At 59.6% G+C, this 12,845-nt stretch carries 14 protein-coding genes; 8 read left to right on the top strand and 6 right to left on the bottom strand.

Going from position 1 to position 12,845, the window contains the following annotated elements:
• The first annotated feature begins 22 nt into the window (after window positions 1-22).
• The 8 genes from DXD49_RS03295 to DXD49_RS03330 all read left to right on the top strand — a co-directional run bounded on the left by DXD49_RS03295 (window position 23) and on the right by DXD49_RS03330 (window position 8,932).
• Window positions 23-811: a hypothetical protein gene (locus DXD49_RS03295; protein ID WP_147347827.1), complete on the top strand. Its 789-nt coding sequence runs from the start codon at window positions 23-25 to the stop codon at window positions 809-811.
• A gap of 160 nt (window positions 812-971) precedes the next feature.
• Window positions 972-1,952 (top strand): ABC transporter substrate-binding protein, encoded by a 981-nt coding sequence (locus tag DXD49_RS03300; protein WP_117794187.1) that lies wholly within the window; start codon window positions 972-974, stop codon window positions 1,950-1,952.
• A 204-nt stretch (window positions 1,953-2,156) separates the two neighbouring features.
• The gene (locus tag DXD49_RS03305) at window positions 2,157-3,080 is read left to right on the top strand and encodes an ABC transporter permease (RefSeq protein WP_117794188.1); all 924 of its coding nucleotides are present in this window, start codon (window positions 2,157-2,159) and stop codon (window positions 3,078-3,080) included.
• Window positions 3,073-3,867 (top strand): ABC transporter ATP-binding protein, encoded by a 795-nt coding sequence (locus DXD49_RS03310; protein ID WP_117743088.1) that lies wholly within the window; start codon window positions 3,073-3,075, stop codon window positions 3,865-3,867. The genes DXD49_RS03305 and DXD49_RS03310 overlap by 8 nt, the downstream gene beginning before the upstream one ends.
• Window positions 3,868-3,939: 72 nt before the next feature.
• Complete coding sequence (locus tag DXD49_RS03315) at window positions 3,940-5,319, top strand: bifunctional metallophosphatase/5'-nucleotidase (RefSeq protein WP_117794189.1); 1,380 nt, start codon at window positions 3,940-3,942, stop codon at window positions 5,317-5,319.
• Between the two features lie 128 nt (window positions 5,320-5,447).
• Complete coding sequence (locus DXD49_RS03320; RefSeq protein WP_117794190.1) at window positions 5,448-6,215, top strand: mechanosensitive ion channel family protein; 768 nt, start codon at window positions 5,448-5,450, stop codon at window positions 6,213-6,215.
• Between the two features lie 93 nt (window positions 6,216-6,308).
• Complete coding sequence (locus DXD49_RS03325; RefSeq protein WP_117794191.1) at window positions 6,309-8,225, top strand: BMP family ABC transporter substrate-binding protein; 1,917 nt, start codon at window positions 6,309-6,311, stop codon at window positions 8,223-8,225.
• Complete coding sequence (locus DXD49_RS03330) at window positions 8,222-8,932, top strand: metallophosphoesterase (protein WP_117794192.1); 711 nt, start codon at window positions 8,222-8,224, stop codon at window positions 8,930-8,932. The genes DXD49_RS03325 and DXD49_RS03330 overlap by 4 nt, the downstream gene beginning before the upstream one ends.
• 49 nt (window positions 8,933-8,981) lie before the next feature.
• Here the strand turns inward: DXD49_RS03330 and DXD49_RS03335 are convergent, their stop codons facing one another.
• The 6 genes from DXD49_RS03335 to secE form a co-directional block, all read right to left on the bottom strand.
• Entirely contained in the window at window positions 8,982-9,743 is a 762-nt protein-coding gene (locus DXD49_RS03335; protein ID WP_117794193.1) for an isocitrate/isopropylmalate family dehydrogenase, read from the bottom strand.
• Window positions 9,744-9,851: 108 nt separating this feature from the next.
• Window positions 9,852-10,091, bottom strand: coding sequence for a hypothetical protein (locus DXD49_RS03340; protein WP_233540093.1), 240 nt, complete (start codon window positions 10,089-10,091; stop codon window positions 9,852-9,854).
• Window positions 10,092-10,526: 435 nt separating this feature from the next.
• Window positions 10,527-11,234: a 50S ribosomal protein L1 gene (gene rplA / locus DXD49_RS03345; protein WP_117763512.1), complete on the bottom strand. Its 708-nt coding sequence runs from the start codon at window positions 11,232-11,234 to the stop codon at window positions 10,527-10,529.
• A gap of 117 nt (window positions 11,235-11,351) precedes the next feature.
• A complete protein-coding gene (rplK, locus tag DXD49_RS03350) occupies window positions 11,352-11,780 on the bottom strand; it encodes a 50S ribosomal protein L11 (protein ID WP_022093893.1) in 429 nt (142 codons plus the stop codon).
• Between the two features lie 120 nt (window positions 11,781-11,900).
• Window positions 11,901-12,437: a transcription termination/antitermination protein NusG gene (gene nusG / locus DXD49_RS03355; protein WP_099432095.1), complete on the bottom strand. Its 537-nt coding sequence runs from the start codon at window positions 12,435-12,437 to the stop codon at window positions 11,901-11,903.
• Between the two features lie 3 nt (window positions 12,438-12,440).
• The gene (gene secE, locus DXD49_RS03360) at window positions 12,441-12,779 is read right to left on the bottom strand and encodes a preprotein translocase subunit SecE (protein ID WP_117794194.1); all 339 of its coding nucleotides are present in this window, start codon (window positions 12,777-12,779) and stop codon (window positions 12,441-12,443) included.
• Between the last annotated feature and the right edge of the window lie 66 nt (window positions 12,780-12,845).

Below are 12,845 nucleotides of genomic sequence, written 5' to 3' on the forward strand. Positions count from 1 at the left end.
AAATGGAAAGGACGTGGGCGTTATGACCGAAGCCGTTGTTGAAAACTATGAGACCACGACCAGAGGCGCCGCCTCGATGGCGGCCTATCGCGCCGTGCGCATCCTGCAGCTCTTGAGCGAAAACACCGGCGAAGACAAGGCATTGCTTTCCGATGAGTTAATCGAGCACCTCGCCCACCCCGATGACCCCACCCGCATGCCCATCTCGGCGGCGCGGCGCAGCATCTACACCTCGATATCCGCGCTTCGTCACGCCGGATACGAAATCGACTACAAACGCGGCGTGGGCTACAAACTTCTTACCCGCCCGCTCACCGATGAAGAGATCATCCGGCTCCACGGCATGGTCATGCGCAACCGCTCCACGCCTATCGCTATCCGCAAGAGCATGGCGCAGCATTTAGTTGCCATGGCGAGTGCCGACGTTCGCGACTACCTCGATACACCCGAACCCGCTCCAAGCGCAAGCAGCAAGGCTACCAAGGCAACACGCACGCCCATCAAGCGCATCGACACGTGCGAGCTCATCGAGCAGGCCATCGACCACGGAACGACCGTCAGCTTTGATATCTCGAGTACCCTCGCCCGTGGCGAAACCGAAGCGGTGCGGATGACGCTCCGACCCTTTGCCATCAGGCAGCGCGATGGCATCTCGTATCTGCTGGGAACGGTCTACGACGCCCGAGGCACCGACGATACGCTGCGCACCGTCGAGATCGCCCGTATGAGAAACGTCAGCACGCGCCTCCTTGACGGCAAGAAACTCTTTGCCGCCCTGGACGAGGATGATGACGCCGTCTCCGCCGCATAAGCATCTCCGTCACCCATTCGACTACCCGTACCGCCTATCCGGTTCTGTATTAAAAAACCCGCCAGGCTGTTGTAAAAATGGACATCGGCGTTACTATAGTTCCACTTGCACTTTGTCCCAGTGCAGTGTTTCCAGCCATTTTTATACTGGGGGTAATGATATGAAGGACATCACCATCAGCCGCAGGAGCCTTCTGGTCTCCGCCGGCCTGCTCGCGCTCGCCCCGCTCGCCGGATGCGGCGGCAACTCTGGTTCCGGCTCTGCTGCCGCCGGTTCCGACTACACCATCGGCGTTCTGCAGCTCACCGAGCACTCCGCACTCGATGCCGCCAACAACGGCTTTGTCAAGGCCATCAAGAAAAGCGGCCTTAAGGTCAAGATCGACCAGAAGAACGCCCAGAACGACCAGTCCACGTGTAAGTCCATCGCCGACAAGTTCGTGGGCGATGGCGTCGACCTGATCTACGCCATCGCCACGCCCGCCGCACAGGCTGCTGCCGGTGCCACGGCGGATATCCCCATCGTGGGCTGCGCCATCACCGACTACGCCGCCTCCGGCCTGGTCCAGGACAACGACAGGCCCGGCACCAACGTCACCGGTGCCTCCGACCTTACCCCGGTCGCCGAGCAACTCGAGATGATGCAGAAGGTCCTGCCCGACGTAAAGAAGGTCGGCCTGCTCTACTGCACCGCCGAGTCCAACTCCGACGTCCAAATCAAGGCCGCCAAGAAGGAACTCGACAAGCTTGGCCTGGAGTACACCGACTTCACCGTCTCGAGCTCCAACGAGATCCAGTCCGTCGTCGAGTCCGCCGTGGGCAAGGTCGACGCGCTCTACTCCCCCACCGACAACACCATCGCCGCGGGCGCTTCGCAGGTCGGTCAGATCTGCAAGGAGAACAAGCTCCCCTTCGTTACCGGCGAGGAGGGCATGTGCAAGGCCGGCGGCCTGTTCACCCTCTCCATCAACTACGAGGATCTGGGCTACGCCGCAGGCGAGATGGCCGTCAAGATCCTGAAGGGCGAAGCCAAGCCCGAGGACATGGCGATCAAGCACCTCTCGAGCAAGGACCTGGTCGTCGTCAAGAACGACGAGATGGCCGAGGCTCTGGGCATCGATCTTTCCGCTCTGGACGAGTAGCGCCATGCGCGGTAGCGCGTCTAGGGCACGCACTCGCGCCGTTGACGTGTTATTCAATATCTGAGCCACAGGGGCGAACGCCAAAGACCGGCGTTCGCCCTGCTTGTTTCGGATGAGTCAAAACATCCGGCCGCAGCTCTTTTATGCATTGTTACCGCTATCATGGTGACTCACGTGTCCACCCTATCCTAGGAGGTATGAAGCATGCTCATTGCATTGCAGGGCGCCGTTTCGCAGGGCGTCCTCTGGGGCATTATGGTGCTTGGCGTGTTTATCACGTTCCGCCTGCTCGACATTCCCGATATGACCTGCGACGGCAGCTTTGCCCTCGGCGGCTGCGTCTGCGCTGTGCTCATCGTCAACAATAACGTCGACCCGCTGCTCGCCGTGCTGGCCGGCATGTGCGCCGGCGCCATCGCAGGCGCGGTCACGGGCATTCTGACCACCGTCTTCGAGATTCCCGCGATCCTCGCCGGAATCCTCACCCAGATCAGCCTGTGGTCCGTCAACCTGCGCATCATGGGCAAATCCAACACGCCCATCCTTGCCAAGGGCACCATCTTCTCGTCTGTTAGCAACATGACGGGCCTGCCGCAGTCCACCGTTGCCATCATCTTGGGCATCCTGCTCGCCGTGGCCATCGTTGCCATCCTGTACTGGTTCTTTGGTACCGAGATCGGCTCGGCGCTTCGCGCCACCGGCAACAACGGGTACATGATCCGCGCCTTGGGCGTTAACACCAACTCCACCAAGATGATCGCTCTCGTGCTCTCCAACGCCCTCATCGGCCTTTCGGGTGCGCTTATCTGCCAGAGCCAAAAGTATGCCGACATTGGCATGGGCACAGGCGCCATCGTTATCGGCCTTGCCGCCATCGTCATCGGCGAGGTGCTCGGTCGCCTGCTACCCGGCGGACTCACGCAGTTTAGCGTCCGTCTTGCCTCCGCCGTCTTTGGCTCCGTGGTGTACTTCCTTATCCGCGCCATCGTGCTGCAGCTGGGCATGGACGCCAACGACATGAAGCTGCTCTCCGCCGTGATCGTGGCCGTGGCCCTGTGCGTGCCCGTGGTTTGGGAGCGCTATAAGCTCCGCAGCTCCTACACGAAGGGAGATGAGGCAGATGCTTAAGCTCTCACACGTCAAGAAGACCTTTAACAAGGGCACCGTCACCGAGAAGCGCGCGCTCACCGGCGTCGACCTCACCCTTAACGACGGCGACTTTGTAACCGTGATTGGCGGCAACGGCGCCGGCAAGTCCACGCTGCTCAACATGATCGCCGGCGTGTATCCGCTCGATTCGGGCGTTATCGAGCTCGACGGCACCGATATCTCGCGCCTGAGCGAGTCGCAGCGCGCCAAGTACCTGGGCCGTGTGTTCCAGGACCCCATGCGCGGCACCGCAGCCGACATGCAGATCGCCGAGAACCTGGCCCTCGCCAAGCGCCGCGGCCAGCATCGCGGTCTTTCGTGGGGCGTCACCAAGGCCGAGAAGGACGAGTACGTTGAGCTGCTCAAGCGTCTGGACCTTGGTCTGGATACGCGCCTCAACGCTAAGGTCGGCCTGCTCTCGGGTGGCCAGCGCCAGGCACTCACCCTGCTGATGGCCACGCTCACCAAGCCGCGCCTGCTGCTGCTCGACGAGCACACGGCGGCCCTCGACCCCAAGACGGCATCGAAGGTGCTCAACCTGACCGAGGAAATCGTCGACGAGAACCACCTGACCACACTCATGGTCACACACAACATGAACGACGCCATCCGTCTGGGCAACCGTCTGATCATGATGCACGAGGGCCACGTGATCTACGATGTGGCAGGCAACGAGAAAAAGTCGCTCACCGTCGCCGACCTGCTGCAGAAGTTCGAGGAGGTCTCGGGCGGCGAGCTCGCCAACGACCGCATGCTGCTAAGCTAACGACTTAGAAAACCACCACAAAGGGGACAGGCACCTTTGTGGTGGTTTTTGTTAAGGACTAAGGAGACTGCCATGAAAAGATTCGTCCCCTGCCTTGCGTTAACCGCCGCGCTGCTTGCCGGCGTGTTCACTGGCGCACCCAGCCTCGCCCTTGCGAGCGATCTGCCCCAGGCGATCAACGACTCCGTGACCGTCATGCACACCAACGATATCCACGGCAGCTACAACGCAAGCAAGGGCACCGGCACTGTGGGCTTTGACGGACTGGCAGTCCTCTATAGCGCCCAGGGCAACGCCCCCGATCTTCTGCTCGATGCGGGTGACACCTTCCATGGACAGTCCTTCGCCACCATGAGCGAGGGCAAAAGCGACGAGAAGCTCTATACCGCCAAGGACGTAAACGTTCTTTTGACCGACCCCAACAAGGGCTCCACCTACTATCAGAGCATCCTTGATGAGGTCCACAACAACAAGATCAAGCCGCTCTACGATGCCTTTAGCGCCGCATCGAGCGAGGTGCTCGGCACGAGCTCTACCAATTATTTCTACGGCGAGGACGCCGCAGGCACGCATGGTTGGGAAATGGTGCGCACCACCGATTTCCGTCCCAGCAAGAAGGGCGACACCACCAAGACCCAGACCATCGGACATGTGATCTGCGGCTCCTATCTTGACCTGACGGGCGCAGACCTTGCCATCGAGAACGCGGGCGGCATCCGCGGCGGCATCGCGGCGGGCGATGTGACCGCCGGCAACGTCATCGCTATCTCGCCCTACGGCAACACCGTGGAGACCTGGACCATGACCGGTGCGGACTTCCTGGCAGCGCTCGAGCACTCGCTGCAGATCAGTGACGAGTGCAATCACAGCTACGAGCTTCAGCAAGCCTACGTGGCGTCCGGCCACACCGAGCAGGAGGCGCAAGACATGTACAAGTGGCGCGACGACTCCGGCAGTGTCCTTTCCTTCGGCGGCATCAACGTGACAATCGATTGGACGCAGTCCGAAGGCAAGCGCATCGTGAGCGCCACACTCACCAAGGATGGCAGCACGCTCGACCCCGCCAAGACCTATACCGTCGCCACCAACAACTACATCATCACCAACACGACCGACTTCCCCACCTTCGCAAACGCCACCAAGCACACCGAGTGGGGTACCTGCGAGTCAGCACTAAGGGCGCTGATCGGGCAGAACAGCTGGGAGAGCAAGATGGCCTCGCTCGCGGGCACCATCAGCTTTGGCTCCGCCGCCGTGGACCCCACGCCCACACCGGCCCCGACGCCTGAGCCCTCGCCTCAGACGGATACGACGACCACGAAGGTCATCACCAAGAAGACGACCGGTAAGCTCGCCGCAACGGGAGACCGCACGCTGGCTATGGTCGGCGCATGCCTCATCGGCGGCATCGTCATCATCATTCTCGGCATTATCTGGAAGCGTCGACGCTAAGCTACACCGCCGGGCCTTGCAGGCCCGCCGTGCAAACCTTATATCGAGCACAGAAGCCCGTCAGAATTTGATCGGACGGGCTTCTTGGTGGGTATCATGGTTGGACGATCATGAGGAGGTTTCCCTACATGGAATTGTTTGAGCCAATTCTTCATTTCTTTGCACAACGATGGGTCCGCAACATCATCTGGGCCGGCATCTTGGCCATCGGCACCGCCGTTGCCGCCAAAGTCGCGTCCAAGACCCTGCACCACCTGCTTAACCGCGACGATAACCCACTCCCTTCATCGAGCATCTTCATCAACATCGCGCGCGCCGTCATCTGGATGATCGGCGGCAGCTTTATCCTCGACAACTGTTTTGGCATCAACGCAAACGCACTCGTCGCCGCTCTTGGCGTCGGCGGCATCGCCATCTCGCTCGGCTTTCAGGACACTCTCTCAAACCTTATCGGCGGCATGCAAGTGACGTTTATGGGCATCATCAAACCCGGCGACAATATCGAGGTCGGCGGCGTATCCGGCGTGGTCCAAGACATCACCTGGCGCCACACGACCATCGAAGATGCCTGTGGACAGACCATCATTGTGCCCAACTCCAACATCTCCAAGAACACACTCGTGCATCTGATGCCCTTTGGACGCGTGACCGTGCCCGTCGCCGTAAAGGACACGTCTAAATGGGCTTCCCTTGACGCGCTGGCAGACGAGCTCACGAGCGCAACCAAAACGGCCGTCTCGCCCATCTCGGGCTTTGACAAGGAGCCCTACGTACTCTTTAGCGAGATCGGCGACTTTGGCATCAAAGGAAAGATCATCTTTATCGTCAGCGACGACAGCACCACTTTCACCGCTGCCGACGCCTGCATCCGCGCCATCGCCCCCATCATTGCCTAAACCACCACAAAGGGGACAGGCACCTTTGTGGTGGTTTTCATTCGTGGTACCATGGTATATATAGTTGTTTAAACGACTAAGGGAGCAGACACCATGGAAGAGGCCTATCGTCAAGCACGCAAGCGCGGCGAGCAGGGACGCCGTCGCGCCATCAGCCAAAGCGAGCACCCGTACCTTACGGACCTCGATAGCCTGGTTGCTCAGCTCCCCTTAGGTCAGCGAGAGAACGTCGGCCTGCGGGATATTCCGCTCGAAATGGTCGTCGGTACGGTTACCAAGGGCCGCCAGTCCGCCTTTTCGTGCAACTTTATGCCCCTGCTGCCGTTTAGCACCGAGTTCGCCCGCAAGTGGTCCAACCTCTACGACATCCAGGTGACCGAGGGCTATCGCGATCCCGTCATCGTAACCGAGTTCATGCATCGGTTTTACGTCCAAGAGGGCAACAAGCGCGTCAGTGTCCTCAAATTCCTGGACGCCCCAACGGTTTCCGCCAAGGTCACCCGTCTCTACCCCGGCAAATGGGATTCCGTCGAAAGCCGCCTGTACGGTGAGTTCTGTGCGTTTTGGCACGTCTGTCCCCTATACGAGATCGAGTTCTCGCGCGAGGGAAGCTATGAGACGCTCGCCAAGATGCTCGGTCAGAACCTCATCGAAAAATGGCCACAGAAAAAGATCGACTACCTGCGCCACACCTTCCTGCTCTTTAAGCGCGCCTACCTTCGCGCAGGTGGCGACCATCTGGACATTGCGCCCGCCGACGCCATGCTCGTCTACCTCAATGTGTACAACCAGGACCGCCTGCTGGATACGCCGACGGATATCGTCGTTAACCGCCTGTGCAAGATTTGGCGCGAGCTGGTCATTGCCGGCAAAAGTGACGAGGACAAGGTCGATCTTGTCGAAGCCCCTCAACCCAACGAGGAAGAGTCGCCCGCCAAGTCCACCTCCGGCGTGCTCAACTTCTTTATGGGCAAGACCGTCTACTCGGCGACCAATCCCCTGCGCATCGCCTTTATCCACGAATTCCCCTGTGCGACATCGAGCTGGGACAGCCTGCACGATCAAGGGCGCCAATATCTTGACGAGCACTTTGGCGGCATCGTGCGCACCGAGGCGTTCGAAAACTGCCACGATCCGGACGTGTTCTACGCCGCCGTGGAAACGGCTGTCAAACATGGAGCAAACGTCATCTTCTCGACCTCGCACCGCCTGATGGAATACACGCTCAGGGCTGCCGTCGAGTATCCTCAGGTGCGATTCCTCAACTGCTCTATCGGCCTTCCCCACCAAAGCGTCCGTTCGTACTTTGGCAAGATGTATGAGGCCAAATTTCTCTTGGGCGCCCTTGCCGCCAGCATGGCGGACAACCACCGCATCGGTTACCACGCGTCGGTCTTCGCCTCGGGCGCGCTCAGCGAGATCAACGCCTTTGCGATTGGCGCTTCGCTGCTCGACCCCCGTGCGCAAATTATCCTGACCTGGGGCGATGTGCCCGCCGGAGGCCTTGCCGAGGCCATGTGCCGCGAAGGTGTGAGCGTCATGACCGGCGCCGACATGTCAAAGTCACTCGAAGACCCCACGGCATACGGACTCCACCGTCTGGTCGATGGCAAGGCTGTCGGCATTGCCATGCCGGTATGGAACTGGGGCCGATACTACGAGCTTATCGTGCGAAGCCTGCTGCATGGCACCTGGGATGAGACCAGTGACGACAGCCAGGTTCGCGCCGTCAACTACTGGTACGGCATGAGCTCAGGTGTTATCGACATCCGTTATGCTCCTGGCCTACCCTACCAGACGCGCAAGCTTGTTCAGCTACTCCGCAATGGCATCGTCGAGGGCTCCATCAATCCATTTGGCGGCGAGCTCCATAGCCAAGACGGCGTGGTACAGATTGAGGGCTTTCCCCCACTGCCGAGCACGCAGATTGTCGAGATGAATTGGCTGGCGGACAACGTGGTGGGCACCATTCCGCAGCTCGACGATGAGCCGGGGGTTACCGCCCTATGAAGATCCTTGCCATAGCAGATACCGAAGAACGATGCCTTTGGGAGTGCTTTCGCAAGGAGCGCTTTGAGGGTGTCGACCTGATTCTGTCTGCCGGCGACCTGGACCCGGACTATCTTGAGTTTTTGGTCACGGTCATCAACAAACCGCTCATCTACGTCCGCGGCAACCACGATGACCGCTACGCACGTCATGCACCGGGCGGCTGCATCTGTGTCGAAGACACCGTGTACGTGTATCGCGGCGTACGTATTGCGGGTCTTGGCGGCTCCATGCGCTATCGAGACGGTGCCAACATGTACACTGAGCGCGAGATGGCCAAGCGCATGCGCAAGCTGTCCCGCAAAGTGAGGATGGTCGGCGGCTGCGACATCTTGCTCACCCATGCGCCCGCCGCCGGCGTGGGCGATCTGGATGATCTACCGCATCGAGGATTCGAATGCTTTAACACGGCACTCGAATCCTGGAATCCCGACTACATGGTGCACGGGCATGTGCACCAAAGCTACGGTTGCGATTTTCAGCGCGAGCGTCAGCACGCATGCGGGGCAACGATCATCAACGCCTGCGGCTATACGCAGTTTGAACTCGACGAGACGCGCTACCCCATCCGTGGCTGGCAAGCAGCCTGGCTCAATTCGCAAACCATGCGCCGCGAGCTCAAGCGCCACGAGGCTATCGAGTCCTCGACCGCCAGAACCCCCTGGTAACCACCACAAAGGGGACAGGCACCTTTGTGGTGGTTCCGGACTCTCGACGCTACAGGGCAGCGATGACCTTATCGCCCATCTGAGCGGTGCGGAGGATCTTATCAGCAGGGGTGTTGGCGTCGGCGATGTCGCGGGTACGCCAACCTTCGTCGAGCACATGGGGCACAGCATTTTCGACTAAGACGGCCTGCTCGCCCATGTCGAGCGCGTACGTGAGCAGCATTGCCGCCGACAGGATCTGTGCGAGCGTATTGGCAATACCGAACCCTGCGATATCGGGCGCGCTGCCAGCGCTCGGCTCGAACAGCGAAACGCCGTCGCCCAGCGAAGCAGAGGCGAGCATGCCGAGCGAGCCCGTAATCTGTGCAGCATCGTCGGAGAGAATGTCGCCGAACATGTTCTCCGTAACTACGACGTCAAAGTCGCCCGGTCGGTTGATGAGCTGCATAGCGGCGTTATCGACGAACAGGTCTTCGAGCTGCACATCGGGGCACTCTTCATCATGCACGCGATGCACGACCTCGCGCCACATGCGGCTCGTCTCCAGCACGTTGCGCTTATCCACACTCGTCACGTCACCGCGACGCTTGCGGGCCGCTTCGAACGCTTGACGGGCAATGCGCTCCACCTCGAACTCGCGGTACTCCATCACATCGACCGCACGCTGGCCCGCAGCGCCATTAGCGCCCGCGCCGTCCTCGTCGTAGAAACGATCGTGCTTGCCAAAGTAAATGCCGCCGGTAAGCTCGCGGCGTGGGGCAGCCGGATCGGTCGAATCCCACTTAGGGCCACCGACTGATGCTAGCCTCATCCTCGGTCATATGGAGCTTGTCGCGCAGATGGCTGGGGCTTACCCCAGGCCGGTATGGATACGGGGCCTCTGAGCCGTCTTGAGGGCTTCTGCGGCCACTTCGATATCCTAGTCGACCGCACGGGTGAGACTCCATACCGTGCACCGGCCGCCCGCGATCTTGCCAATCTCCTGCACCGAGCGAAAATCGCCGGGGCTCGAGATGGGAAAGCCCGCCTCGATCACATCCCCGTTCATGCGCACCAGCTGACGTGCGATGACGATATTTCCCTCAGTATTCATGCTGACGCCGGGAGGCTGCTCCCCGTCGCGCAGCGTAGTGTCAAAGATTGCGATTTTGCGACTCATGATTTCCACCTGATAGGCCTGAGATACAGATGGCTTTCAGGAGAGATGGAGTGCCCCAAGATAGAAAAATACCCGTGTCGCTCATCACGCCCAAAAGCAGCGGACGATAGCGCACCCGGGTACAACTCATCGTTATAGCGAGATTGCAACCCTAGCGCGCTATCCCATCTAGTAGCGCTAGGCCTAGGAGCTGCTGCGTGTTATAGAACATGTCTGGCTCCTTTCAGCCTCGGGTATTCACTACATCGCGCTAAAGTGCAACTCAGTCGAAACGACGCGCAATGGGGATTTTGGAGCAACCGAGGCAAAACCACCACGAAGGTGCCTGTCCCCTTTGTGGTGGTTTTGCCCCGAGATAGCAAAGAACCCGGTCCTGCACGAGGCAGAACTGGGTTCCTTTAGCAATGCTTGCTTTGCTGAGGCAGTAACTAGCAGTTACTCAGCCAGGAAGTCACGCTGAACAGCGGGATCGACCTTGACGCCAGGGCCCATGGTGGAAGACACGGAGATGGACTTGACGTACTTGCCCTTAGCAGAAGAGGGCTTGACGCGCAGGATCTCGGTGTACAGGGCAGCGTAGTTCTCGACGAGCTGCTGCTCAGAGAAGGACTTCTTGCCCAGGGGCACGTGGCAGATGCCGTAGCGGTCGGCGCGGTACTCAACGCGGCCAGCCTTGAGCTCGGAGACCATCTTGGCGACGTCCATGGTCACGGTGCCGAGTTTGGGGTTCGGCATGAGGCCACGGGGACCAAGGATCTTACCGATGCGGCCAACCTTGGCCATCATGTTCGGCGTAGCAATAGCGGCGTCGAAGTTGATCTCGCCCTTCTGGATCTGGGCGACGAGCTCGTCGGAACCGATGATGTCGGCGCCGGCAGCCTCGGCCTCGCGGGCCTTCTCGCCCTCGGCGAAGACGGCAACACGAACGGTCTTGCCGGTGCCGTGGGGCAGGGAGATGGAACCACGGATGTTCTGGTCAGCCTTACGAGTATCGATGCCCAGACGGAAGTGGGCCTCGATGGTCTCGTCGAACTTGGCGGTGTCGAGCTCCTTGATGAGCTTGGCAGCCTGAAGGGGGGTGTAGAGCGCGGCGCGGTCGATCTTCTCGGCAGCGGCGTTATAGCTCTTACCATGCTTAGCCATGTGCATTACCTCCTGTGGTTAAACGGGCGTGAGCCCTCCCACATCGTATCGTGTGCCCTATTGCACACATATAACGGGCGCCCCGGTCGGAACACCCGTCATTACCTAAAGAAATCGCTACTCAGCGATGGTGACGCCCATGGAGCGGGCGGTACCGGCGATGATCTTCTTGGCGGCGTCAATGTCGTTGGCATTGAGGTCCGGCATCTTGATCTCGGCGATCTTGGTGAGCTGCTCTTGGGAGAGCTGACCAACCTTGTCGGCCTGGGGCTTAGCGGAACCAGACTTGAGGTTCAGCTCCTTCTTGATGAGGTGAGCCGCCGGCGGGGTCTTGGTGATGAAGGAGAAGGACTTATCCTCGTAGACAGAGATCTCAACGGGGATGATGTCGCCCTTCTTGTCCTGCGTCTCGGCGTTAAAGGCCTGGCAGAACTGCATGATGTTCACGCCAGCAGCGCCCAGGGCAGGACCGACGGGAGGAGCGGGGTTAGCGGCACCAGCAGGAATCTGGAGCTTAATGACGTTGGCAACCTTCTTCTCAGCCATGGTCATTCCTTTCGAATCACGAGTGTGAAGTACTTGCTATATCGTAAGCACGCACGTGTTAGAAGCACTCCTGAGATGAGCAGTCACAGAAGAAGCACGCTCGCGCGAACGGACGAAAACTTAAGCGATGACAGCGACCTGGTTAAAGTCGAGCTCGACCGGCGTCTCGCGGCCAAAGATCATCAGCGTGACCTTGAGCTTGCCAGCCTCGGTGTTAACCTCGGAGACTTTTCCATCAAAGTCGGTAAGCGGGCCATCGGTGACGCGGACGGACGTGCCGACCTCAATATCAACCGAGGTACGCTTGGGCGAATCACCCTTACCGGGACGACGAGTCATCTTATTGTACTCGTCGCGGGAAAGCGGAGCGGGCTTGCCGTTGCCGCCCAGGAAACCGGTGACGCCGGGCGTGTTGCGAACGCACGTCCATGCATCGTCATCCATCTCCATGCGGACCAGAACATAACCCGGGAAAATCTTGGAATCCTTGGTCTCGCGCTTGCCACCCTCTTTAATCTCAGTGACGCGCTCCATAGGAATCTCGATATCAAAGATACGGTCCTGCATGCCCATAGTCTCGATACGATGCTCGAGATCAGACTTAACGCGGTTCTCGTATCCAGAGTAAGTGTGAACGACGTACCAACGCTTAGACATGGTTTAGCCCCTCAATCCAGAAAACAGAGCAAGAGCCTCGCCAAAGCCAGCATCGAGCAGAGCGATGACGACGCCGACGACGATCAGAGAAGCGCAAACGACGACCGAGTAGTTCACGAGCTCCTTCTTATCGGGCCACGTGACGCGCTTCATCTCGGACTTGACCGAAGCGAAATACTTCTTGGTGCGGGCGAAGAAGCCAGGCTTCTCGTTCTTCTTGGACTTCGCAGCCTTCTCGTTCTTCTTGGCAACGGCCTTCTTGGCCTCAACCTTGGAGTTGGCGGCAGCGTTGTTGGCGAGTGCCGGCTGCTGAGCCTTCTTCTTGTTCTTCTTGTTGGCCATTTGGGTTACCTCCGCGCAATGCGCTTATACATGAGTAAACCGTAAGCCCCCAATGGGAGCTTACGG

Source organism: Collinsella sp. TM05-38, from assembly GCF_003466445.1.
Taxonomy (GTDB): domain Bacteria; phylum Actinomycetota; class Coriobacteriia; order Coriobacteriales; family Coriobacteriaceae; genus Collinsella.